Source organism: Streptomyces sp. NBC_01298 (assembly GCF_035978755.1).
Classification (GTDB): domain Bacteria; phylum Actinomycetota; class Actinomycetes; order Streptomycetales; family Streptomycetaceae; genus Streptomyces.
Window position 1 is genome coordinate 8,368,004 of the sequence record NZ_CP108414.1, and the last position, 21,025, is coordinate 8,389,028.

General features: G+C 72.9%; 17 protein-coding genes and 2 pseudogenes. 8 read left to right on the forward strand and 11 right to left on the reverse strand.

Translation table 11 applies throughout. The features are described from left to right. Window positions 1-43: 43 nt before the first annotated feature. Complete coding sequence (locus tag OG730_RS38225) at window positions 44-868, forward strand: polysaccharide deacetylase family protein (RefSeq protein WP_327308590.1); 825 nt, start codon at window positions 44-46, stop codon at window positions 866-868. Window positions 869-874: 6 nt separating this feature from the next. Here the strand turns inward: OG730_RS38225 and OG730_RS38230 are convergent, their stop codons facing one another. After that, complete coding sequence (locus OG730_RS38230; protein ID WP_327308591.1) at window positions 875-2,365, reverse strand: sensor histidine kinase; 1,491 nt, start codon at window positions 2,363-2,365, stop codon at window positions 875-877. Between the two features lie 55 nt (window positions 2,366-2,420). Beyond that, complete coding sequence (locus tag OG730_RS38235; RefSeq protein ID WP_327308592.1) at window positions 2,421-3,113, reverse strand: response regulator transcription factor; 693 nt, start codon at window positions 3,111-3,113, stop codon at window positions 2,421-2,423. A gap of 121 nt (window positions 3,114-3,234) precedes the next feature. Here OG730_RS38235 and OG730_RS38240 point away from each other — a divergent pair. Together OG730_RS38240 and OG730_RS38245 are read left to right on the forward strand one after the other, a co-directional pair. Then, window positions 3,235-4,052 (forward strand): annotated as a pseudogene (locus tag OG730_RS38240) (glycosyltransferase). A gap of 137 nt (window positions 4,053-4,189) precedes the next feature. Further along, window positions 4,190-4,648: a GNAT family N-acetyltransferase gene (locus OG730_RS38245; RefSeq protein WP_327308593.1), complete on the forward strand. Its 459-nt coding sequence runs from the start codon at window positions 4,190-4,192 to the stop codon at window positions 4,646-4,648. Window positions 4,649-4,727: 79 nt separating this feature from the next. On the opposite strand, the gene OG730_RS38250 is transcribed toward OG730_RS38245, so the two are convergent. From OG730_RS38250 to OG730_RS38285, 8 genes are all read right to left on the reverse strand, one after another. After that, window positions 4,728-5,141: a rodlin gene (locus OG730_RS38250; RefSeq protein ID WP_327308595.1), complete on the reverse strand. Its 414-nt coding sequence runs from the start codon at window positions 5,139-5,141 to the stop codon at window positions 4,728-4,730. A 112-nt stretch (window positions 5,142-5,253) separates the two neighbouring features. Next, the gene (locus OG730_RS38255) at window positions 5,254-6,525 is read right to left on the reverse strand and encodes a lipase family protein (protein WP_327308596.1); all 1,272 of its coding nucleotides are present in this window, start codon (window positions 6,523-6,525) and stop codon (window positions 5,254-5,256) included. A gap of 77 nt (window positions 6,526-6,602) precedes the next feature. Next, a complete protein-coding gene (locus OG730_RS38260) occupies window positions 6,603-7,268 on the reverse strand; it encodes a TetR/AcrR family transcriptional regulator (protein ID WP_327308597.1) in 666 nt (221 codons plus the stop codon). A 196-nt stretch (window positions 7,269-7,464) separates the two neighbouring features. Then, a complete protein-coding gene (locus OG730_RS38265) occupies window positions 7,465-9,252 on the reverse strand; it encodes a S8 family serine peptidase (protein WP_327308598.1) in 1,788 nt (595 codons plus the stop codon). A gap of 148 nt (window positions 9,253-9,400) precedes the next feature. Continuing rightward, on the reverse strand, window positions 9,401-12,187 hold the full coding sequence (locus OG730_RS38270; RefSeq protein WP_327308599.1) for an ATP-binding protein: 2,787 nt from the start codon (window positions 12,185-12,187) through the stop codon (window positions 9,401-9,403). 99 nt (window positions 12,188-12,286) lie between these two features. Then, window positions 12,287-13,762: an ABC transporter substrate-binding protein gene (locus OG730_RS38275; protein ID WP_327308600.1), complete on the reverse strand. Its 1,476-nt coding sequence runs from the start codon at window positions 13,760-13,762 to the stop codon at window positions 12,287-12,289. Window positions 13,763-13,766: 4 nt separating this feature from the next. Then, window positions 13,767-15,770 (reverse strand): hypothetical protein, encoded by a 2,004-nt coding sequence (locus OG730_RS38280; protein WP_327308601.1) that lies wholly within the window; start codon window positions 15,768-15,770, stop codon window positions 13,767-13,769. An 86-nt stretch (window positions 15,771-15,856) separates the two neighbouring features. Next, window positions 15,857-16,399 (reverse strand): DoxX family protein, encoded by a 543-nt coding sequence (locus OG730_RS38285; RefSeq protein WP_327308602.1) that lies wholly within the window; start codon window positions 16,397-16,399, stop codon window positions 15,857-15,859. A gap of 253 nt (window positions 16,400-16,652) precedes the next feature. Here OG730_RS38285 and OG730_RS38290 point away from each other — a divergent pair, with 253 nt between their 5' ends. The 3 genes and pseudogenes from OG730_RS38290 to OG730_RS44390 all read left to right on the forward strand — a co-directional run. Further along, entirely contained in the window at window positions 16,653-16,835 is a 183-nt protein-coding gene (locus OG730_RS38290) for a hypothetical protein (protein WP_327308603.1), read from the forward strand. Between the two features lie 151 nt (window positions 16,836-16,986). Next, a complete protein-coding gene (locus OG730_RS38295) occupies window positions 16,987-18,411 on the forward strand; it encodes a serine hydrolase domain-containing protein (RefSeq protein ID WP_327308604.1) in 1,425 nt (474 codons plus the stop codon). Window positions 18,412-18,496: 85 nt separating this feature from the next. Then, window positions 18,497-18,640, forward strand: a pseudogene (locus OG730_RS44390) (NADP-dependent oxidoreductase); the annotation flags it as partial. A 695-nt stretch (window positions 18,641-19,335) separates the two neighbouring features. Here OG730_RS44390 and OG730_RS38300 read toward each other — a convergent pair. Next, entirely contained in the window at window positions 19,336-19,707 is a 372-nt protein-coding gene (locus OG730_RS38300) for a hypothetical protein (protein ID WP_327308605.1), read from the reverse strand. A 157-nt stretch (window positions 19,708-19,864) separates the two neighbouring features. Here OG730_RS38300 and OG730_RS38305 point away from each other — a divergent pair, with 157 nt between their 5' ends. Both OG730_RS38305 and OG730_RS38310 read left to right on the forward strand, forming a co-directional pair. Then, window positions 19,865-20,407, forward strand: coding sequence for a hypothetical protein (locus tag OG730_RS38305; RefSeq protein WP_327308606.1), 543 nt, complete (start codon window positions 19,865-19,867; stop codon window positions 20,405-20,407). A gap of 1 nt (window position 20,408) precedes the next feature. After that, a complete protein-coding gene (locus OG730_RS38310; RefSeq protein ID WP_327308607.1) occupies window positions 20,409-21,020 on the forward strand; it encodes a hypothetical protein in 612 nt (203 codons plus the stop codon). Window positions 21,021-21,025: the final 5 nt, after the last annotated feature.

Consider the following 21,025-nt stretch of genomic DNA (forward strand, 5'->3'; position numbering starts at 1 on the left):
GCATGCTCGGTCCCCCTCCCCGACCGATCCAGGACCCCTCCTCATGATTCGCTCGTTCAACCGCCGCCCGCAGAACCCCTCCCACGCGCAGGACCCCTCCCGCCGGAAGGCGCTCCCTCACCGGCGGGCCTCCGCCGTGGCGGCCGCACTGATGCTGACCGCCCTCACCGCCTGCTCCTCACTCAACGGGGTCGTCTCACCGGCCACCGTCCGCACCGCGGCCGCCCGCGCCGCGGGCCCGCACTCCTCCGCCCCGGTGGACTGCACCGTCGCCAAGTGCGTGGCCCTCACCTTCGACGGAGGCCCGAGCGCACCGACCCCGCGCCTGCTGGACTTCCTGAAGCGGGAGAAGATCAGGGCCACGTTCTTCCTCCAGGGGAAGGGGCACACCGACACCTATCCCGACACCGTGCGCCGCATGGCCGCCGAAGGCCATGAGATCGCGAACCACACCTGGTCGCACGAGGACCTGACCGGGCTCGCGCCGGACGCGATACGTGCCGAAATCGAGCCGGTCCAGCGGGACATAGAGAAGGCGACGGGCCGCGCGCCCACCCTCATGCGCCCTCCGGGCGGCGCCACCGACGACAAGGTGTCGAAGGTGATGAAGGAGCTCGGCCTCGCCCAGGTCCTGTGGAGCGTCACCGCGAAGGACTACGCGACCACCGACACCGCGCTCATCGTCCGGCGCGTCCTCGACCGGACCGAGCGGGACGGGATCATCCTGCTCCACGAGCGGTACGCCGGCACCATTCCCGCCGTGCCCGCGATCGTCCGTGAACTCCACGACCGCGGCTACACCTTCGTGACCGTCTCCGAACTCCTCTCGCCGGCCTGCCCCGAACCCGGCAAGGTCTACCGGCCGTGACACTCCCTAACGGGGCAGCCGCAGGAGGAACGCCGCTCCCCGGTCGCCCGGGACGACGGCCAGCGTGCCCCGGTGGTGGCGGGCGAGGTCCCGGGCGATGGCGAGGCCGAGGCCGCTGCCGCCGGTGTCGCGGGTGCGTGCTTCGTCGAGACGGGTGAAGCGGTCGAAGACGCGTTCGCGGTCCGCTCCGGGGATCGGGGCCCCGTCGTTGTGGACGGTGCACTCCACCCATCCGGCCTCCGCGGCGAGGGTGACGGTGACCCGGGTCGCGGCGTGCCGGGCCGCGTTGTCGAGGAGGTTGCGCAGCAGGCGCCGCAGCCGGTCGCGGTAGCCGGGCAGGATCACGGGCTCCTCGGCGGCGTCGAGGACGAGCTCCGCGGTGGCTCCGGGCCGGGTGTGGGGCAGTTCGATGAGGAGTTCCCGGACGAGTTCGGTGAAGTCCACCGGCGCCCGGTCCTCCGGCACGGCCCCGGGTGCGCCGTCCAGCCGGGCGAGGGTCAGCAGGTCGTCGACGAGGTGCTGCAGTCTCGTCGTGGCCCGCAGGGCGTCGGCGAGGGCGGCGGGCCGCTGGGGGTGGGCGACGGCGACGTCGAGCACGGTGCGCAGGCCCGTGACCGGGCTGCGCAGTTCGTGGGCCGCGTCGGCGATGAAGCGGCGCTGGCGGCGGGCGTGGGCGTCGAGTACGTCGAGGGTGTGGTTGGTCGTGCGGGCGAGCCGGGTGATCTCGTCCTCGGCCACGGGTACGGGGACGCGGGTGCCGGAGCCCGGCTGGTCGACGGTGGCGAGGCGGGTACGGATGGCCTCGACCGGCCGCAGGGCACGGGTGGTCGCCACCCAGGCGGACAGCGCGACGAGCAGGGCCGCCAGCGGGACCGCACCGCTCAGGGCCGGGACGAGCGCGTCGGCGGCCCGGGCCGCCCCGGCCCGGACGACGGCGACGTAGACGGTGTAGCGCCCGGCCGCCGGCGCCGACGCAGTGGGGGCGCCGGCGGGGTGGACCTCGATGCTGGTGCCGGCCATGTCGACGGTCCGCCCCGCCAGCTCCGCCGCCTGCGAGAGGCAGCCGGGCACGGGCTGCCCGGTGGAGGTACGGGAAGGCTCCTGCCGGCAGGAGGGGGCCGGGTCCCCGAAGCGGACCGACCGGACGCTCGCCCATGCGGGGCGCGCCGACTCGGGCGCGGGCGGCACCTGTGCCACGACCGCCGGGAACGCCCGGGGGAGCCAGGACGGGAACGGACCGTCCGGCCCGATGATCAGTACCGGCGACGTGGCGAGGATGTCGCCGGTGGCCTCCCGGTCCCTGGCCCGGACCCCGGCGAACTCCAGGGCGATGGCGCGGGACTGCGCCAGGGCGGTGCCCCGCGCCGCCTCCATCTCCGTGGTGTACACGTCGTGGTGCAGCCACCAAGCCCCGGCGCCGGAGAGGATCAGGGCCGCCGTACCCGCGGCGAGGGCCGTACGGGCCCGCGTGGGCAGCCGCGGCCACCACGCCGACATCCGGTCCGGGTTGCTCCGGGGAGGGTTCCGGAGAGCGGGGTCACGGGGAGCGGCCTCAGGCATGCGAGTCGTCCAGCCGGTAGCCGTGTCCCCTGACGGTCACGATGCCGCGGGTGCCGTAGGGCTGGTCGATCTTGCGGCGCAGCAGGCTGACGTAGACCTCCACGATGCTCGCCGAGCCCCGGTAGGCGATGTCCCACGCCTCGCCCAGGATGCTCTCCTTCGACAGCACCCGGCCCGGCTCGCGCATCAGGCATTCCAGTACCGCGAACTCCTGTCCGGTGAGTTCGATGCGCTCGCTCCCGCGTCCGCACGTACGGGCTCGCGGGTCGAGCCACAGGTCGCCGGCCCGCAAGACGTCCGGGGCCCCGGAGCCCGCGGCCTCCCGGGCGCTGCGGCGGATCAGCGCGCGCAGGTGCGCCGTCAGGACGAGCAGGGAGAACGGCTTCGTCAGGTAGTCGTCCGCCCCGGTGTCCAGGCCGTGCGCCTCGTCGAGCTCCCCGTCCCTGGCGGTCAGCATCAGCACCGGGGTGTCGACACCCAGGGCCCTGAGCCGTCCGCACACGGCGAACCCGTTCAGCGAAGGCAGCATGACGTCCAGGACGATCGCCGCGAACTCGCCCGTGGCGCCGAGCTCCACCGCGGCGAGGCCGTCGGACACGAGGGTGACCGAGTACCCCTCGCCCCTCAGTCCCTCACTCACCGCCGCAGCGATCAGCGGATCGTCCTCCACCAGCAAAATGTCCACGATGTCAGCATGCCACCCAGGCGCCCCCGCCCCCTGCGACCAGGCCTTCAGGAACGGTTAAGCATGAACCGCGCACAGTGGGGAACGATCCTGCCTCCGCCACCGAAGGGCCCGGCGCCGCATGCGTATGTGCTTCCTGCTCCACAATGCCTACGGCATCGGAGGAACGATCCGGTCGACGTTCAACCTCGCGTCGGCGCTCGCGGAACACCACGACGTGGAGATCGTCTCGGTCCTGCGCCACCGGGACGCACCGACGATGGGCGCCCCTCCCCGGGTCAGCCTGACGCCGCTGGTCGATCTGCGCCCGGGCTCCCCGGACTACGACTCGTACGGGCCTTCGCGCGGGTCGTCGCCGACCACCCGGACTGGAAGCTGCGCATCTTCGGCAGCGGCGACGCCACCGGCAACGAGAAGGCGGGCCTGACCTCGCTGATCGGAGAACTCGGACTGAGCGGCAGCGCCCGGCTCATGGGCAATGCCGACCCGTTGGAGCCGGAGTGGGCCAAGGGGTCCATCGCCGCGTCCACCTCGGACCGGGAGTCGTTCGGCATGACCATCGTCGAGGCGATGCGCTGCGGCCTCCCCGTCGTCTCCACGGACTGCCCGGTGGGGCCGCGCGAGATCATCGCGGACGAGGTCGACGGACGCCTCGTCCGCCCCGGTGACACCGACGCCATCGCCGCCGCCCTGCTCGAACTCGTGGCCGACGAGGAGCTGCGCCGGCGCATGGGCGCCGCGGCGCTGAAGAATTCGGCCCGCTTCGACCCGGCGTACGTCGCCGAGCGGCATCTGGACCTCTACCGGGATCTGCTGCGGCGCGGCCCCGGCCGGCGCTCGCTCGGCCCCGTACGGGAAGCGGCGCACCGCGCGAGGGTCGCCGCGATCGACACGGCACACGCCCTGCGTTCCACCGCCGGGGGAGTCCTGAAGAGGTAGCGCGCGGCGGGGGCCACCGAGATGGACGCCGCGTCGTCGGGTGGGCGCGGGCTTCGACATTCCGGCGCTGCCCTGGATCCGGCGGACCGGGCATGATCCCTTGTCGAGGACCCTTCCCAACGACGAAAGTGCGCATCATGCCGACCACCATCACCGTCCGGGAAGTCCGTGAAGCGGACTTCCCGCAGTGGCGCGCCCTGTACCGCGGCTACGCCGACTTCTACCGTGTCGAGCAGACCGAGGAGGCCGCGACACGCGTGTGGGCGTGGGTGAACGACCCCGCCCACGAGGAGAGCGCCCTCGTCGCCGAGGACGCGGACGGCCGGCTCATCGGCCTGGCGCACTACCGGCCCTTCGCCCGGCCCCTGTCGGCCACCACCGGCGGGTACCTGGACGACCTGTTCGTCGACCCCGCCCACCGCGGCTCCGGCGCCGCCGACCGGCTGCTCGAGGCCTTGCGGGAGATCGCCGCCGAACGCGGCTGGAGCGTGGTCCGCTGGATCACGGCCGACGACAACCACCGCGCACGGGCCAAGTACGACCAAGTGGCCACCCGTACGATGTGGGTCACCTACGACATGGCGCCGGGAAACTGATCGAAGCCGGCGCTCCGCGACCGGTGCTCCGCGACCGGGGACCACGGTCGCGGAGCACCGGTCGCAGAGCACCCGGGCGTCAGCTTCCGGCGGAGACGTTGCCCGACAGGACCGGGATGTTGTCCAGGATGTGCGAGAGGGCCTCGTCGCCCTTGGCCTGGGTGGAGTTCTCGGTGCACTGCTGGTTCTGCGGGTTGGACAGGACGTTGACGTCCTGGACGCCCACGTTCGCGAGGACGGCGACGAGCGACTGCGCGTTGACCTTGACCGGCAGGCCGATGCAGGGCTTGTTGGCCGTGCCCTGGATCACGGAGAGCTGCGGGCTCTTCTCGCCGTGCGTCTTCTGGTTGCCGTAGGCCTGCACGGCACCGTTGCCGTTGACGGTGTTGATCCCGTTGTCGTTGCCGATGGCCATGGCCGGAGCGGCCATGGCGGCGCCGGCGCCGATGGCGGCGGCGGTGGTGACAGCGGTGACCATCATCTTCTTCAGCATGAGCTGGAAATCCTTCGCTGGAGCGGGTCGATACTCGTCGAGTGGTTCGCCCTGGCAACGCCCGAGCGGGGCACACGTGGCGGTAACTCACCCGTTTGCACGACTGATTCGCTCAGAACCGGCAGCTCGGAGCCGTGGGAGTGCCGAGGCGCCGGGCGTCCATCCAGGCGATGGCGTCGTCCAGCGGACCGTCGCCGATGGTGTGGCCCTGGTCGGGGTAGTAGGCGAACTCCAGGTTCACGCCCTTGTCGCACAGCTCGCGGGCGAGCGTCTGGTTGAGGTTGCCCAGCACGTCGTCGCCGCCCTGCGGCAGCAGCACCGGGACCGTGACGGTGACCTCGCCGGTGGCGCTCCTCTTGAGAGCGGCGTTGAGCGGCCCGAGGTCGGCGCCGGGCCGCAGGATGTCCGAGGCCGGCGGAAGCTCGGGGTCGGCCGCCATGCAGGGCTGCGTCCAGACGCGGTCCGCGGCGGCGAGACCGGCGGGGGTGAGGAGTTCGGCGGGCCGGACCGCCGGGTCGGCCGCCGCGGCCCCGTTGACGAGGAGCAGGAGGATCTCGGTGTAGGTGGTGGCCATCGCGTCCTGCTGGGCGAACAGGGCGGGCATCCACTCGAATCCGACGGCCGGCGCGTTGGCGACCACCCCCTTGAGGCCGACCTCGGGGGCGTACGCGGCGGCGTGGTGCGCGCTCCACAGCGCGGCGTGCCCGCCTTGTGATCCGCCGTAGAGGAGCGTGGCCGGGCCCGCCCCGGTGTCGATCGCGCGAGCGGCGCGGACGATGTCGAGGGTGGCGTACGCGGCCGACTCCCCGTCGAGGTACGGGTGTCTGACCCCGGTCACGCCCAGGCCGATGTAGTCGGGCTGTACGACGACGAACCCGCGCGCCAGCAGTTTGCCGACCGGACTGGAGTCCTGGAGACCGGCGAAGGCCGGGATGCGGGACGGGGCGCACGCCGACCCGATGCCCATGGTGCCGTGGTCCACGGCGGCGACGGGCCGCCCACCGGCGGGTGCCGGGCCGTCCGGAACGGTCACCAGCCCGCTCGCGGCCACCGGCTTGCCGTCGGTCCCGGTGCTCAGGTACATCACCAGGACGGTGTGCGAGGGCGGCGTCAGCGCCGCCTCCGGCGGCGCGTAGGGGCGTTGGCGGATCACGGTGCCGGGCTTGCCGGGGGGCAGCGGACGCGGCGGGTCGTAGAACGCGTCGCCCTCGGGTACCGGCGCGGACACCGTACGTCCCTCCGGGCTCCGGTCGCCGCCGCCGCGGGTGCAGCCCGACAGGGCCAGTGCCGCGGCGATCGCGCCGACGAGGGCCCGGCGAAGAGCCCGGCGAAGGGCCCGGCGGGGCAGCCCGCCGGGGAGGTGGTGGCTCGGTCCGTGCGTCAAGGAGGAACTCCTTCGCGTACGCGGCTGCGCGGCGGCCGTCCGGCGCCGAGCCGGGGGAGTGGAGTCAGGGAGTGCGGTCAGGCGGGTGGCGGGTCGTGCCCCTCCTCGGCCGGCGCCCCGGGAGTCGGGGTGACGTCCAAGACCAGGGCGACGATGGTGTCGATGACGCCCCCCATGTCCACGCCGGGGTCCAGCAGCCACTGGTGCTGGATCCCGTCGGCGGCGGCGAGGGCGAGCCGGGCGATGGCCTCGGGCTCGATGTCGGGGCGGATGCGGCCCGCGCGCTGCAGCGCGGTGAGGCCGTCGCACAGGGCGATGAGGATGTCGCCGTTGCGCACCTCGAAGAAGTCGCGCGCCGGGTGGCCGGGGAAGCCGGACGCGGCCGCCATGCTCACGTAGAGGCGCACCAGACCCGCGACCTCGCCGCTGCGGCGCAAGGTGGCGGCCATCGGCGAGATGGGGTCCGTGCGGGGTTCCCGGTCCGTCCGTTCCCTGTCGAGCCTGTCGCGCTCGGCCAGGGCCCAGATCAACAGACCCTCGCGCGAGCCGAAGTAGCGCAGGACCCCGGGCTGGGACATGCCGAGGCGGTCGGCGATCTCCTTGATCAGCGCACCCTTCTCGCCGATCATCGCGAAGACCTCCAGCGCCACCGCGAGGATCTCGTTGCGGCGCTGCACCCCTTTCGCGTAACGGCCGCGCGGCGTACGGATGTTGTCGAGCCGTGCGGCGCGCTCCGGGTCCATCCGCGAAACGCTAGTCGAGTTCACTTTTGACGTCTACGCTTCCCGCGGCTCGATCAGTTCCAGCGCGCGACGAACGGCTCGACGACGCGGCTCAGAAGGCGCTCCGCGCGAGGCTCTGACCCGCACCGCGCACGCACGCGCCCGGCCCTCCCCGGGGAGGGGGAGGGCCGGGCGCCGCCGTGCGCGGGGTGCGGGGTCAGGAGACGAAGCAGAGGGACTGGCCGGTACCGAAGCCGTAGCAGTCGATGCGGCGGGAAGTGCTGCCCGTCAGACCGGAGTTGTCGGTCACCGTCAGCTCAGCGGTGTAGCTGCGCTGCCCGGCCGGGTAGCGGTGGGCCACGGTGGCGCCGGTGCCCGTGGCCGCGTCGCCGAACTTCCACTTGTACGAGGCGATCGTGCCGTCGGAGTCCTTGGAGGCCGAGGCGTCGAAGGAGCAGTCCTGGTACCAGCAGGACACCGAGAACGCGGCGGTCGGCGGCGTACCCGCCGGCGGCTGCGTCGTCCCGGCGGTGACGGGCTTGGTGACGGTGGCGGTGCGGCCGGAGTCGTCGGTGACGGTCAGCTTGACCGAGTAGGTGCCGGCGGCGGCGTACTCGTGCGAGGGCTTGACGCCCTCACCCTTGGCGCTGTCGCCGAACTCCCAGGCGTACGAGGCGATCGTGCCGTCCGGGTCCTTGGACGCCGAGGCGTCGAAGGCGCAGGAAGCGGCCGACGTGGAGCACTGGGCGGTGAAGTCCGCGACCGGCTCACCGGGCTGGGTGGGAGCACCGAGCTTGGTCACGTTCAGGAACTTGTTGGGGGAGTTCGTGCCCGCCCCCGTCACCACGCCCGACTGGGCGTTGTTCACCAGCGCGTCGCGCACCTGCTGCGGAGTGGCGTCGGGGTGCGCCGAGAGATAGAGCGCCGCCGCTCCCGCCGTGTGCGGAGTGGCCATCGAGGTGCCGCTCATCGTCTGCGTGCCCCCACCCATCTTGGTGGAGACGATGGAGCCTCCGGGCGCGAACAGGTCCAGGCAGGAGCCGTAGTTGGAGAAGCTGGAGCGGGCGTCGTTGCTGTCCGTGGAGCCGAGGGTGATGGCCGCGGGCAGCCGTGCCGGGCTGGTGTTGCAGGCGTCCTTGCTGTCGTTGCCCGCCGCGACGGCCACCGGGATGCCCGCGTTGATGACCCCGGCGACGGCGTCGTCGAGCGCGCGGTCGGCGCTGCCGCCCAGGGACATGTTGACGACGGCCGGCTTCTTCGCGTTCCTCGCGATCCAGTCCATGCCGGCCGCGATCTGCTCCGTGGAACCGGAACCCTGGCAGTCGAGCACGCGCACCCCGACCAGCTTCACGTTCTTCGCGACGCCGTACGAGGCGCCGCCCACGGTCCCCGACACGTGCGTGCCGTGCCCGTGGCAGTCGGCGGAGTCCGCGTCGTTGTCGATGAAGTCGTAGCCCGAGGAGGCACGGGAGCCGAAGTCCGCGTGCTGCCGGTACAGGCCGGTGTCCGCGATGTAGGCGGTCACCCCGGTGCCGTCGTTCGGGTAGGCGTAGGAGCCGTCCTTGGCCCCGTCGACGCGGTCGATGCCCCAGGAGGGCGGGTTGGGCTGGGTCCCGGACACGTGGAAGACGGTGTCGGCCTGGACGTAGCGCACGCCCGGCGCGGCCGCGAGGTGGCGGGCCTGCGCCGGGGTCGCCTTCACAGAGAAGCCCTTGAGGGCGGCGGTGTAGAGCTGACGGACCGCCCCTCCGTGACGGTCCGTCAGCGCCTTCGCCTCCCCGGCGGTCTCGGCCGTGGCGGCGGCGCGCAGGGAGGGTGCCCCGTCGAGGACGACGAGGTACCGGCCGCTCACCGTGTCCGCCGCGCCCTCGCCGAGGACCCGGCCCTCCGCGGGTCCCGCATGGGCCTGGGTGACGGCGCCGAACAGGCCGAGGACGGTCGCGGTGGCGGCACCGAGACATATGGCCCCGAGCCGGGTGCTTCTTGCCGCACGCTGTGCACGCATCCAACTGCTCCTACTGATCGGGTTCCTGGATGCCCCGGCGTGGGGGCCGGGGCACGGGGATCACCCTCGTGACACCCGGGGGAGCACGGCAATCCGTATCCGGGTCCGTAGGAGTACCTATTCACCGCCGTCACGCCCGTCCCGGCCGCTACGGAGTACGTACCTCCGTGCGGCTGCTGACCTTCAGCTTGCGCAGCACCTTCGCCACGTGCTGCTCCACCGTGCGCGGCGAGAGGAACAGCAGCTCGGCGATCTCCCGGTTGGTCCGGCCCGAGGCCACCAGCCGGGCCACGTCCGCCTCCCGCGGCGACAGCCCCTCCCCGTACCCGCCCCGGCCGCGCCGGGCCGTGGTCACGTGCCCGCTCCCGCGCAGCGCCCGCCGACACCGGGCCGCCTCCCGCACGGCCCCGATGCGCTCGAACTCGGCTGCCAGTAGCGCCAGTTCACCGGCATCCGGTACGCATTCCAAGGCCGACTCCACGGCCTGCGCCGCGCTGTGCGGACGCCGCAGAGCGGCGAAGGCGTCCGCCGCCCGGCGGTAGTGCGCCGCGGCCTCCCGGGGCTCTCCGGCCGACCGGGCCACGGCCGCCCGGCACAGGGGCAGCGCCGCCAGCGCCAACGGGTGATCGCGTCCCGCGATGGCCTCGGCGTACTCCCCGGTCAGCCGCTCCGCGTCGGCGAACCGGCCCGCCCGGACGTACGCGTCCACCCCGGCCGCCGCCAGCTCGGCGGCCCACCCCCAGAGCCCCTTGTGCCGGACGCGCGCGAGCCCCCGGTCGGCCTCGGCGCAGGCCGCGGCGGCCCGGCCCCGCGCCAGGTGGATGCGTACCGCCGCGGCGCCCGCGGCGGCCAGGACGGGCGAGGCGGAGTTGTCCGGATCGCCCAGGGCGGCCGCCGCGAGGTGCTCCCCGGCCTCCTCCCACTCCCCGTGCGCGGCGCCGAGGAGCCCCAGCACCAGCCGCGCCTCGGACTCGATCCCGGAAGCACCCTGCGCCGCCTCCCACACCTGCCGGGCCCGCTCGCCGAGCCCCTCCCAGCGCCCCTGGCTCCACTCCAGGCGCAGCACGGTGGCGTCGATGATCCCGCGCAGGTACGGGGCCCCGCACGCGGCGGCCATGCGGTCGCCCTCCCGGCGGAACAGTTCGGCCTCCGGGTCCTTGCCCAGCCAGGCCGCGGCGTCCGCCAGGTTCCCGCACATCCGGGCCAGCTCCAGGCGCCCCGCCCGGTCCGCCGCGCCCGCGGCGAGCAGGGCCTCGGCCTCGCCGCGGACCGCCCCCTCGCCGAGGGTCATCCGCAGGACCAGGTGGTTGCCGCGCACCGCGAGCCGCAGCGCCTCGTCCCCGTGCGCGGCGGCGATCCGCTCGGCGCGGGTGATCCACTCCAGGTAGACCGGGTACGGTTCCCCGCCCCAGGTCGGCATGGCCAGCCCGGCCATGCCCCGGGCGGCGCGGGCCGGCCGCTCGTGCAGCTCGGCGACGGCCCGGGCGGTGTCCACCCGGCCCTGGCGGTGGTCGCCGGCCTGGTTGTTCAGCAGCAGCCCCAGATTCAGCCGGATGTCCCCGCGCACCGCGTCGGGCAGCGCCGCGCCGTCGTCGACCACCCGGCGCAGCAGGCGCGCGGTGCGGCGGTGGGTAAGCCCGATCGTGGCCGCGCGGCTGAGCCGCAGCGCGAGGCGGGCGCAGTCCTCGGGCGGCAGCCCGGGATCGTCGAGGAGGCCTTCGAGGAGTTCCACGGCGAGCGCCGTGTCCCCGATCTCCCGGGCGTGCTCGGCGGCGTCCTCCGCGTATCGCCGCCACTCCCGCACGGCCCCCGCCTGCCGGGCGTGGTAGGCCAGCCGTACGAGCGGAGGCGCGGGCAGCGCCGCCAGCGCGGTCACGGCACGCAGGTGCAGGCGTCGCCGCTCGGGGCCCAGCAGGGCCTCGTACACCGCCTGTTGGGCCAGCCCGTGCCGGAACCCGTACCGGTCCTCACCCCAGTCGTGGAGCACCCCGGCCCGCAGGGCGTCCCCCACCGCCCCGGCCCCGGCCTCCTCGTCGAGCCCGGCCACGGCGGCGACCAGTGCCTCCTGCGCCGGATCGCGCAGCACGGCGGCCGCGTGGACGACGGCCAGGGCCGGCCGGTCCAGGCCGGCGGTCCGGTCGGCCATCGCCTCCTGGAGCAGGGCGGGCACGGCGGTGGGGGCGCCCGGCCCGCGGACGAACTCCTCCAGCACGAAGGGAATTCCGGCGGTCCGCTCGTGCAACTCGGCTGCCAGCCGGGCGGATACGGGCCCGCCCGTGAGCGCGGCGGCCAGGGTGCGCACCTCGCCGGCGTCCAGCGCCTCCAGCCGCATCAGGAGCGACTCGTGGCCGGGCGCCCTCCGGTAGGCCCGCCCCAACGGCAGTCCGGTGGCGGGCAGATCCTCCCGACGGTAGGTCAGGACGACCGCGAGCCCCGGCGGCGGATCCTCGATGAGGAACCGGATCAGGTCGCGGGTGCCGTCGTCGGCCCAGTGCAGGTCCTCGACGACGAGTACGGCCGGACACACGGCGGCCAGCAGCGCCCCCACCGCGCGGAAGATCCGGTGCGTCGCGGCGGCCGGGTCGTGCAACGGCTCGCACGCCGGGGGAAGCCGCTCGGCGAGCTCGGGCAGGTACGGGCGCAGCGCCCCGCACACCGGACTGAGCCCGGCCGGGACGGCGTGCGCGAGGGTGCGCAGTACGTCGAACAGCGGCCCGTACGGGAACGGTTCGCGCAGTGGCGGACAACTCCCGGACAGCACCCGCGCGCCGCGGTCGGGCCGCCGCGCGAGGACCTCGCGCACCAGCCGCGTCTTGCCGATCCCGGCCTCGCCCTCGATCAGTACGACGGCGGGCGGCCGGGCCAGCGCGGAACGCATCGCCCGAATCTCCGCATCCCGTCCGACCAGCACCGATGCGCCCGTCCCCGCAGTCATGCGGGTGGAGTCTACGCAGCACCGGAGCCCCCCGGTAGGGGTCCGGGGCCCGCCCGGTCAGGCATCGGGCCGATGCCGCGCCCCGCGCGCCCCGACGCGTCATTGCTGCTGTGGTGGTTTGCCCTCCGCCGCGGAGACCTCTACGAACTCCACCTGTCCCTTGCCGTTCAGTCGCAGCACGGGGACGGCCTTGTTGCGCGGATTGCCGTTGTTCTGGAAGGAGATGAAACCACCGGCCCCGGCCACCTGCTGCGCGCCGTCCATCTGGTGGAACATCCGGCCCACGGCCTCGCCGACGACCTGGCCCTGCCAGTGGGCGGCCATCTGGATGCCGTGCGCGGCGGCCAGGACCGCGTCGTGGCCCATCAGGGCCCCGCCGTCCTCACGGGTGTCGTGCGGGAACCACTGTTCCATCAGCCCGCCCGGCTGGAAGTTCTTCGCGGAGGGCGCGGACACCGCCTGCGGCGCCGCGCGGTACATGTCGGGGTGGGCGAGGCCGGTGTAGAGCACCTCGATGCCCGTCTCCGCTGCGCGGGCGAGCTGTTCGGGGCTCAGGTTGGTGGTGTCGTCCCCGGTGAACACGGTGAACTTCTGCTCGGTGCAGCTGCGGTTGGCGAGCGCGTCCAGGAACCGGGTGAGGTGCAGGCCGCGGCCCGCGAAGTAGACGATCTGCGGGCGCTGCTGGCACAACTGCCCCGGCATGAAGTGCAGTTCGTTCTGCCAGGCGCTGCTGACGGAGGAGTCGTAGGTCATGTGCTCGGCGACGAGCTTGTGCGTGTCGTCCTTGAACGCCTTGGTGAAGGCGGTGCCGAGGGTGGAGGAGTAGAGGTCGCCCTCCGCCACGTCCTGGATGACGATGCCGGTGGTGACCCCGCGCCGTTTGAGGTACGCGGCCCCCGCGTACGCCTCGTCCTCGTTGGTGGGGGCGATCCGCACGAAGCCGTTGATGTCCTGGATGGCCGAGCCGGTCATGGTGGCGCCGACCATGGCGATCCCGTTCTCGGAGAAGCGCCGTATGGCTTCGAGGTTCGCCTTGGTGCTGGGTCCCAGGCCGGCCACCGCGACGAGCCGGTCCGGGGAATCCTTGCGGGCGATCAGTTCGTCGACGGTGTGCTTCCACTGCGTGGACTTGCTGCCCGGGTTGGCTATCAGCAGCCGGATCTTGGGGTTGCCGGCCAAATCGCCCTGGTTGTAACGGTACTGGGCGAGGTAGGCGCCCTGGAGTTCGTGCCGGACGCCCTCGGCGGAGTTGCTGTCGGAGGCGGTGGTGGTGAACGAGGTGAAGTAGGCGACGCTGACGTACGGCTCCTTGTCCGCGTTGGCGACGACCCGGCGGTTCTCCGCCTCGATCTTCGCGCTGACGGCGTCGAGGTGCGGCGCGAAGACGTAGGAGCCGTCGCTCACTCCCACGCACTCGTCGTCCGGCCCCCGTTCGACGACCCCGTCCGCGCACCTGGCCTGGCGTTCCTGGAGCCAGCCCACACCCAGCCAGAGCGCTCCGACGAGCGTGACGGCCGCCGCGGTGGCCAGCGCGACCCGGCGGACGACGTGCAGGGGCCATTCGAGTCTGGGCACGCGCTCAGCCCTCCCAGCCCGGAGTCTGGGGATCGATCCAATTGCGGTACCGCTCGGCCTCGTTGAACAGCGCCACGATGTCGCTCCTGCGGAGTTGGGACAGCTGGGTGTAGCCGTCGGCGATCAGGTTTCCCAGCCGCATGGCGGGGTCGGCGAGCGGATCGCTCCACACCCAGCGGGTGGTGACCAGGGTGTGGATCACGGACTCGGTGTCCACCACGCGCCCCGGCCGGCGCGGGACGAGCCCGGAGAGGAGCTCCAGCGGCCCGCTGCCGGAGGGGAGCCGGTTCGGTGCGGAGGTGATCGCGTCGAACTCGGAGATCCACTGCGCTGCCGGTACGGCGGTGAAGCGCCGGGTCAGATGGGCGGTGACCTCCTCGGTCCGCCCGAGGGCGAGCTGGTGGTACATCTCCTGCACCGGCTTGCCCTCCCCGCGGTAGTACTCCGCGAGCAGTTCGTGCGCGGCCTCCCACCCCTCGGGGCGCGCGGCCAGCCGCCACAGGAGCAGCCGGCGCAGCCACGGGTGGAGTACGGGGACCACGGCGACGGGCCCGGTCAGCAGCCAGCGGGACCGGATGTCGCCGAACAGGGAGTCGTCGGGGCTGAGCAGCCGCGTGCCCACGGAGAAGTCCCGGGCGGCGGCGCACTGCGCCAGGGCCGCGTGCTGGGTCCCGTCGAAGTCGCGCAGGAGGTGCCCGAGGGCGGTGTCGGCGAGCGTGGCGGAGCGCTCCCCGGTGCGCAGCGGCCGGTCGGGCAGGACGCGCAGCCAACGGTCCTGCTGGGGGCCGGAGTCCGGGAGGGGGCCGGCCTGGCGCAGCACGTCGAGCACCTGGTGGACGGCGCGCGGCAGCCCGCCGGTGAGCCGGTGCACGAAGGGGGTGAGGCGGGTCAGCGGGGCCAGGTCGCTGTTGGGGCCGAGCTGGAGCTCTATCCGGATCCGCACCTCGTCCAGATTGAGGTCGCGCAGGCGCAGCGGGTACCACCAGCTGTCCTCGCTGTCGCGGGGAGGCCGGTGGGCGTGCCAGTCGGCCAGGGAGGCCCGGTCGGGGCCGCGCAGCTGCCAGGGCCACGAGTCCCCGGTGGCCGGGCCCCAGCGGGGCAGCCAGCGGTTGGAGCTGGCGACGACGGTGAGCGGATCACTGGCGTGCCCGGCCACGACGGTCTGGTCGTGCCGGGAGCGCAGTAACAGGTCGAGGAAGTGGCGTCCGTACTCGGTGTGGGAGTTGTCCAGGAGCAGGAGGTAGGAGCGGGGCATGAAATTGCGGGCGGTATTGCGCCTGAGGTCTTCCAGGAAGGCCGAGAAGAGGACGAGGTCGAGCCGCTCCTGTTCGTCCTCGTCGCCCTCGTGGCGCCACAGGTTGAGCTCCACCAGGGCTTCCATGGGGTCCGCGCTGTGGGTCATGGGGTGGCGTCCGTACCAGTGGGCCCCGGTCGTCAGCCGGCTGCCCAGTCTGCCGGCGAGCAGGCCGGGCACGGTGCGGCGGCCGCGCCGCAGGGCGTCCTGGAAGAGGGCCAGTGCGGCGGTGGAGGCGCCCTCGGGCATGCCGACCGCGCCCATGCCCACTTCGAAGAAGGCCGCCAGGTAGTCGCCGTGGCGGGCCTCGTTCTCCTCCTGGAAGCGGTCCAGCTGGCGCTGTACCGCGCGCCGGCCCTCCGCGAGGTTGCGCATGCGCAGCTCCTGGTCGGAGGCGAGCAGGCCGAGGCTGAGCAGCGGGAAGTGGGAGCGGCCGTAGCGGGGCAGCTTGCGTTCGAGCTGGCGGGCCAGGAGCCCGAGGGCGTAGCGCGGCAGCAGGGACTGGGCTCCGCCGAAGTTGACGAAGGCGAAGGGGTAGTCGGGCCCGAAGCGCTCCATGAGCGCGCTGTGCGCCTCGCTGGCGCCGCTGCCGGCCGGACCGAGGAGCATGGTCAGCGGCCGCTCGGCCTCCGGGCCCTCCTTCAGGCACGAGTCGACCAGCGACAGGATGCCGCTGCGGCCCCGCAGGCCCATGCCCGTACCCGGCTCCCTCACGTGTGCCCCCCCAGGACGTGCGTCGAGGATGAGAAGCCTGCCATCCGGAGCCGGAGTCAGACAGGGGTTTCCCCTCCTTGGTTCGATCAGTGCGATTCCGTGACCTCGTCGGCTCCGGCCGGCGACTCCATCGCGGCGGCGCGCCGGCTGACGACGAGGGTCGCCGCGACCGCGCTGACGGCGAACGCCGCCACGATGACGGCGGGGCGGTCGAGCCGGTGCCGGCTGAAGTGGTCGAGGGAGATGCGCCCCGGCCCGGTGACACCCAGACCGGCCGCGACGGCACCGAGCAGGGCCGGGTACTCGAAGCCGCCTCCCTGGGCGAAGAAGCCGGCGGGAGCGTGCACCGAGACGGCCCCGGCCATGGCGCCCGCCGCGGCGGCGCCCGCCGCGGGAGTGGCGAGACCCAGGGCGAGCAGAGCGCCGCCACCCGCCTCGCCGAGCCCCGCGGCGATGGCGCTGCGCCGGCCCGGGGTGAAGCCCATGTGCTCCATCGCCCGGGCCGTGCCCTCGATGCCACCACCGCCGAACCATCCGAAGAGCTTCTGCGTGCCGTGCGCCATCAGGACGCCGCCTGCCGCCAGGCGCAGGGAGAGCAGTCCGAGGTCCTTGCGGAGGGTGAAGTGCATGGGGCGGCCTTTCGACGGTTGGACGGATGGAGGTATGGAGGTATGAACGTAGAGCCGTATAGAAGATTCGACGGTTCGAAGGTTCGACGGGAGGGAATCGGCGGAATATGTTCCACGCCGTCCGTGGCGCCACACCGCACGCGCGCCGATTCGCCGAATCGCCGACGAGGTGGGCACGCCGTGAGTATCAAGCGCAGGGGATCTGAGGAGCGGCACCGTGGCACCGGGCGCCCGGGCCTTGTTCACTGGGGCCATGACCGAGACCAACCCCGCGGGCGCGCCGGGCCCTTCGGCGCCGCGCACGAAGCCGTGCCAGTGGTGCGGCCGCCCCGTACCGCAGCGCCTCCCGGTGGTGCGCAAGCTCCACTGCAACCCCGGGCACTGGATGAGCGACGTACGCGCCAACTTCTGGCACCGCTTCTGGGACAACCTCTGACAGTCGTAGCCCACCACGTCGGTAGGGCCTCGGCTGCTAAAATGGAACCTTGCTCGCTATGTGACGCTTTTCGAGCGTGCCGCGTCCAGATTCTGCCTCGCCCTCGCCGCGGTACCCGACCGCCGAGCCCGAGCCCGAGGTGTGATCCGGTATGAGGACCTTCCACGCCGACGCGACGCCCGATCCAGCGACCGCGCAGCGCCCGGACCGTGTCCGCCGTGCCCGCCGCGCACGGGTCCGGTCCGCCGTGCTCGCTCCGGGAACGGCGGTGCTCATCGCGGTCTGCGGGATGCCCCTGGCGGCGTCCGGGGCGGCGGCTGCCGCACCTCCCGTGGCGGCCGGCGCGGCCGATCCCGTACCGGTGCCCTCCGGCCCGTCCGCTCTCACCGCCGGGCCGGCCCTCAAGCCCATCGATCCGGCCGCGCTGCGGTCAGCCGTGGACGCGGCGGCGAAGAAGCTGATGGTGCCGGGCGTGGTGGTCCTGCTCCGCACCCCGCAAGGCACCTTCCGCGCACTCACCGGCACGGCCGAACTCGGCAAGGGCCGGCCCCCCACCACCGCGGACCACTTCAGGATCGCCTCCAACACCAAGACCATGACCTCGGCGCTGATCCAACTCCTGGTCCAGGACGGCAAGGTCCGCCTCACCGACCCGGTCTCCGATTACGTACCGGGTGTGCCCGGCGGCGCGGGGATCACCATCGCCGAGCTCCTCGAAATGCGCAGCGGGCTGTACAACTACACCGACGCGCCCGAGTTCTCGGCCACCCTCGATGCCGACCCGGGCAAGGCGTGGACCCCGCGGGAGGTCCTCGGCATCGCCTTCCGCCACGCCCCGGACGCCGCCCCCGGCACGGAGTACGCGTACGACAACACCAACTACGCGCTGCTGGGCCTCGTCGCGGAGAAGGCCGGCGGCCGCCCTCTCGCCGAGCAGTTCAGGGACCGGCTGTTCACCCCGCTCGGCCTCGCCGGCACCTCGCTCCCGGGCATCCACGACACCTCCCTGCCCGCGCCGTACGCGCACGGCTACATGTACGGAGGTTCCGCGCACGCCATGACCGACGAGCCGTACCCCGCCGACGTACGAGCAGCGGCCCGCTCGGGGAAGCTGAAGCCGCTGGACTACACCCACCAGAACTCCTCCTACGCCACCGCCGCGGGCGGCGTGATCTCTACGGCCGACGACATGGCCACCTGGATCAAGGCGCTCGTTACGGGCAGGGTCCTCGACCCCGGCTCCCAGAAGCGCTGGCTGGACAGCCCGCGGCCCCAGAATCCGGCCGCTCCCGAAGCCCAGCAGTACGGCTACGGAATCGCCTACCAGCGCTTCACCCCGCAGGCCTCGATGTACTTCCACGGAGGCGAACTCCCGGGCTTCAACTCGTTCATCGGCCACGACCCGGACAACGACGTCACCCTGATCGTCTGGGCGAACCTGACCGTCTCGCTCGACGCGAAGGCGGCCGCCATGGCCCTGCTGCCCACGATCCTCAACCAGGTCTACGCAGGGGTCTCCTACCCCACCGTCACCGACCACGACGACCCCGGCCGACAGTCCCGCGCATCCCGCTAGGCCGCCTCCCGGGTCGTGTTCGTGCACGCATCGGAACGGGAGGGCGCCCGCGGTTGGGGCCGCGGCGAGCGAGCAGCCGTCCACCGAGGGGGCGGCGCAGGCCGAGCCGGCGGTGCTCTCCCACTGGGCTCCGATCCCACCGGCGCTCGACTTCCCCGGCGTCGCGGCGCTGCCGGCCGCCATCGAGACGGCCACGCGCGCACTCGACCAGCTCGGCGTCGAAAGCGGTACCCGCCGCCGAGGAGACACCGGCCGCGCGGTCCACGTGCTCGGCGAAATCGGCGCACTGATCGAGTCCGGGGGCCTCACCCTCCCGATCGCCCGGACCTTCCCCCTCACCGAAGTCGCGCAGCCGGCCGCTTCCGAATGGCTTCCCACCCTTCCAGCACCTGGATGTGGCTGGCGTCGTACGGGTTGGCGGCGTCACTCATGAAGTCCCCCCAATGGTGTCTTCAGCGGAGCCTCCAGCCTAGGGGGATCTAGGGAAAACACCAGGTCAGGCCCTATTCGTCGAGGGTGTGTACGGGCAGGTGGGCGCCTGCTCGGAGTTGGTCGGCCCAGGGGTCGCCCGCCGCTGCCGGAGAGCGGCAGTAGGCCTGCGGAGGCCGCGGCAGGCCCCATTCCCGGCGATCCGAAGGCCCCCAATTCCGATGCGGCCGCTGTTGCCGCCGGGCTCCGCGATCCCCTGGGCGCAGGAAAATCGCCGACCGGTCGACGCTCCACGGCGTGTTCGTGCGCCGTTACAGGGCGACCTCGGACGAATCGCTGGGCTGGGGCGGGGCTTCCCCGACGGGCAGGAGAGGCTGACTCCGGCCGAGAGAGCGCGTCGGCCGCTCGGGCCGCCGGTGTGGTCGGCATCCGGATCCTGGACGGGACGGGTCAGGCAGTGGTGCCGCACCAGGTCACGTCCGGCCTCGCCTACTCCTACTCCTGCTCCTCGATCCCGATGGCCTCCTCCAGCTCCCGGTGAGCCTTGCGGCGCGATCCCTCCTGGCCTTCCAGCAGGGCGTTGGCGATGGCGTCCAGCTTGCGCTGGATCGCGTGCTCGGCCCGCCGTTCGGAGTTCTTGAGGAGGGCGAGCAGCAACAAGGACACCGCGGCCATGGCGTCCCCGGCGAGGTGCTGCCATTCCACCGGCAGGTGGAGGAGGTGGACGGTGATGAAGCCTGCCACCAGGAGGACGCACAGGAAGGAGAAGAGCGCCGAACTGGTGAAATTGGACGCGAGCTCCGCCAGCTTCTCGAAGCGGCCGAGCCGCCCAGGTCTGCCCTTTTCAGCCGGATGGTCCAAGGTCATGCCCGGCGTCTGCCCGGCTACGCCGGGTCAAACCCTCGGCTGCGCCGGCCGGCCGGCGCAGCCGAGTACGGCATATGCGACGAGCGGAGGTTTCGCCTTCTCTCAGCGGGTAGCCGAGGGGCGAAGACCACTGGGAACCGCTCGATGGAGGCGGCACATGTCTACCAGCACACTCATAGCGATCATCGTCGCGGCCGTTGTCGTGGTCGTGGCGCTGACCCTGACCCTCACCATGCTGGCGCGCCGACGCCACCTGCGCGACCGCTTCGGGCCGGAGTACGAGCGGACCGTCGAGGAGAAGGGCGGCGCGCTGGCCGCGGAGCGCGAACTGCGCGCCCGCGAGCAGCGGCACGACCGGCTGGACATCAAGGAGCTCCCCGCCGAGCGGCGCCGCCAGTACGCGGACGAATGGACCACCGTCCAGGAGCACTTCGTGGACCGGCCGGACGGCTCCGTCGCCGAGGCGGACGAGCTGGTGTCCCGCTTGATGGGCGAGCGCGGATACCCGACCGACGAGTACGGCCGGCAACTGAGCCACCTGTCCGTCGAACACGCGGGCACCCTGGACCACTACCGCTCCGCCCATGACGTCAAGGTACGGAGCACTGACGGGCGGGCGACGACCGAGGAACTCCGGGGAGCGATGGTGCACTACCGCGCCCTCTTCACGGAGCTGCTCACGGACGAAAGGAACCGGTGACATGGAGAACCGTGCGGACACCGAGGGCCGGCCCACCGAAACCGGCCTGACCACGGAAGACCTGGCACACCCCGTGACGGACGACGAGGCCGTGGCCCCGGGGGCCCCGGTATACCCGGGAGAGGCCACTCGGGACCGAGCGGTCCGCGAGACCCCCGCGACCCGCGAGGACCCGCGAGTCTACGAAGAACGCGATGACTTGGAGAACCGCGAGGAGTTCGAGAATCGCGAGGACTTCGGAAACCACGAGATGCGCGACGAGGTCGCCCCGCCCCCTGAGGAGGACCGTACGGTCGCCCCCGCCGGTGCGGACACGCCGCCCGGCGGAGCCGTCGAGGGTGACTCCGAGCCGCTCCTCGGCGCCTCCGACACCCAGGAGTACCGGCAGTCGTGGACCGACATCCAGGGCCGCTTCGTCGACGACCCCCAGGACGCGGTCAGGTCCGCGGACACCCTGGTGGCCGAGGTCATGCAGACCCTGGCCGGGACCTTCGCCGCGCACAAGCAGGAGCTGGAGGCGCAGTGGGGCCGGGGCGAGGAAGTGGAGACGGAGGACCTGCGCCAGGCCTTGCAGCACTACCGCTCCTTCTTCAACCGTCTGCTGAAGACCTGAGCGCG

Bases quoted from the DNA above. Each gene is read 5' to 3' on its own strand.
- OG730_RS38225 (WP_327308590.1), top strand. From the start codon at position 44: ATGATTCGCTCGTTCAACCGCCGCCCGCAGAACCCCTCCCACGCGCAG.
- OG730_RS38230 (WP_327308591.1), bottom strand. From the start codon at position 2,365: ATGTCGGCGTGGTGGCCGCGGCTGCCCACGCGGGCCCGTACGGCCCTC.
- OG730_RS38245 (WP_327308593.1), top strand. From the start codon at position 4,190: ATGCCGACCACCATCACCGTCCGGGAAGTCCGTGAAGCGGACTTCCCG.
- OG730_RS38250 (WP_327308595.1), bottom strand. From the start codon at position 5,141: ATGCTGAAGAAGATGATGGTCACCGCTGTCACCACCGCCGCCGCCATC.
- OG730_RS38260 (WP_327308597.1), bottom strand. From the start codon at position 7,268: ATGGACCCGGAGCGCGCCGCACGGCTCGACAACATCCGTACGCCGCGC.
- OG730_RS38265 (WP_327308598.1), bottom strand. From the start codon at position 9,252: ATGCGTGCACAGCGTGCGGCAAGAAGCACCCGGCTCGGGGCCATATGT.
- OG730_RS38270 (WP_327308599.1), bottom strand. From the start codon at position 12,187: ATGACTGCGGGGACGGGCGCATCGGTGCTGGTCGGACGGGATGCGGAG.
- OG730_RS38285 (WP_327308602.1), bottom strand. From the start codon at position 16,399: ATGCACTTCACCCTCCGCAAGGACCTCGGACTGCTCTCCCTGCGCCTG.
- OG730_RS38290 (WP_327308603.1), top strand. From the start codon at position 16,653: ATGACCGAGACCAACCCCGCGGGCGCGCCGGGCCCTTCGGCGCCGCGC.
- OG730_RS38295 (WP_327308604.1), top strand. From the start codon at position 16,987: ATGAGGACCTTCCACGCCGACGCGACGCCCGATCCAGCGACCGCGCAG.
- OG730_RS38300 (WP_327308605.1), bottom strand. From the start codon at position 19,707: ATGACCTTGGACCATCCGGCTGAAAAGGGCAGACCTGGGCGGCTCGGC.
- OG730_RS38305 (WP_327308606.1), top strand. From the start codon at position 19,865: ATGTCTACCAGCACACTCATAGCGATCATCGTCGCGGCCGTTGTCGTG.
- OG730_RS38310 (WP_327308607.1), top strand. From the start codon at position 20,409: ATGGAGAACCGTGCGGACACCGAGGGCCGGCCCACCGAAACCGGCCTG.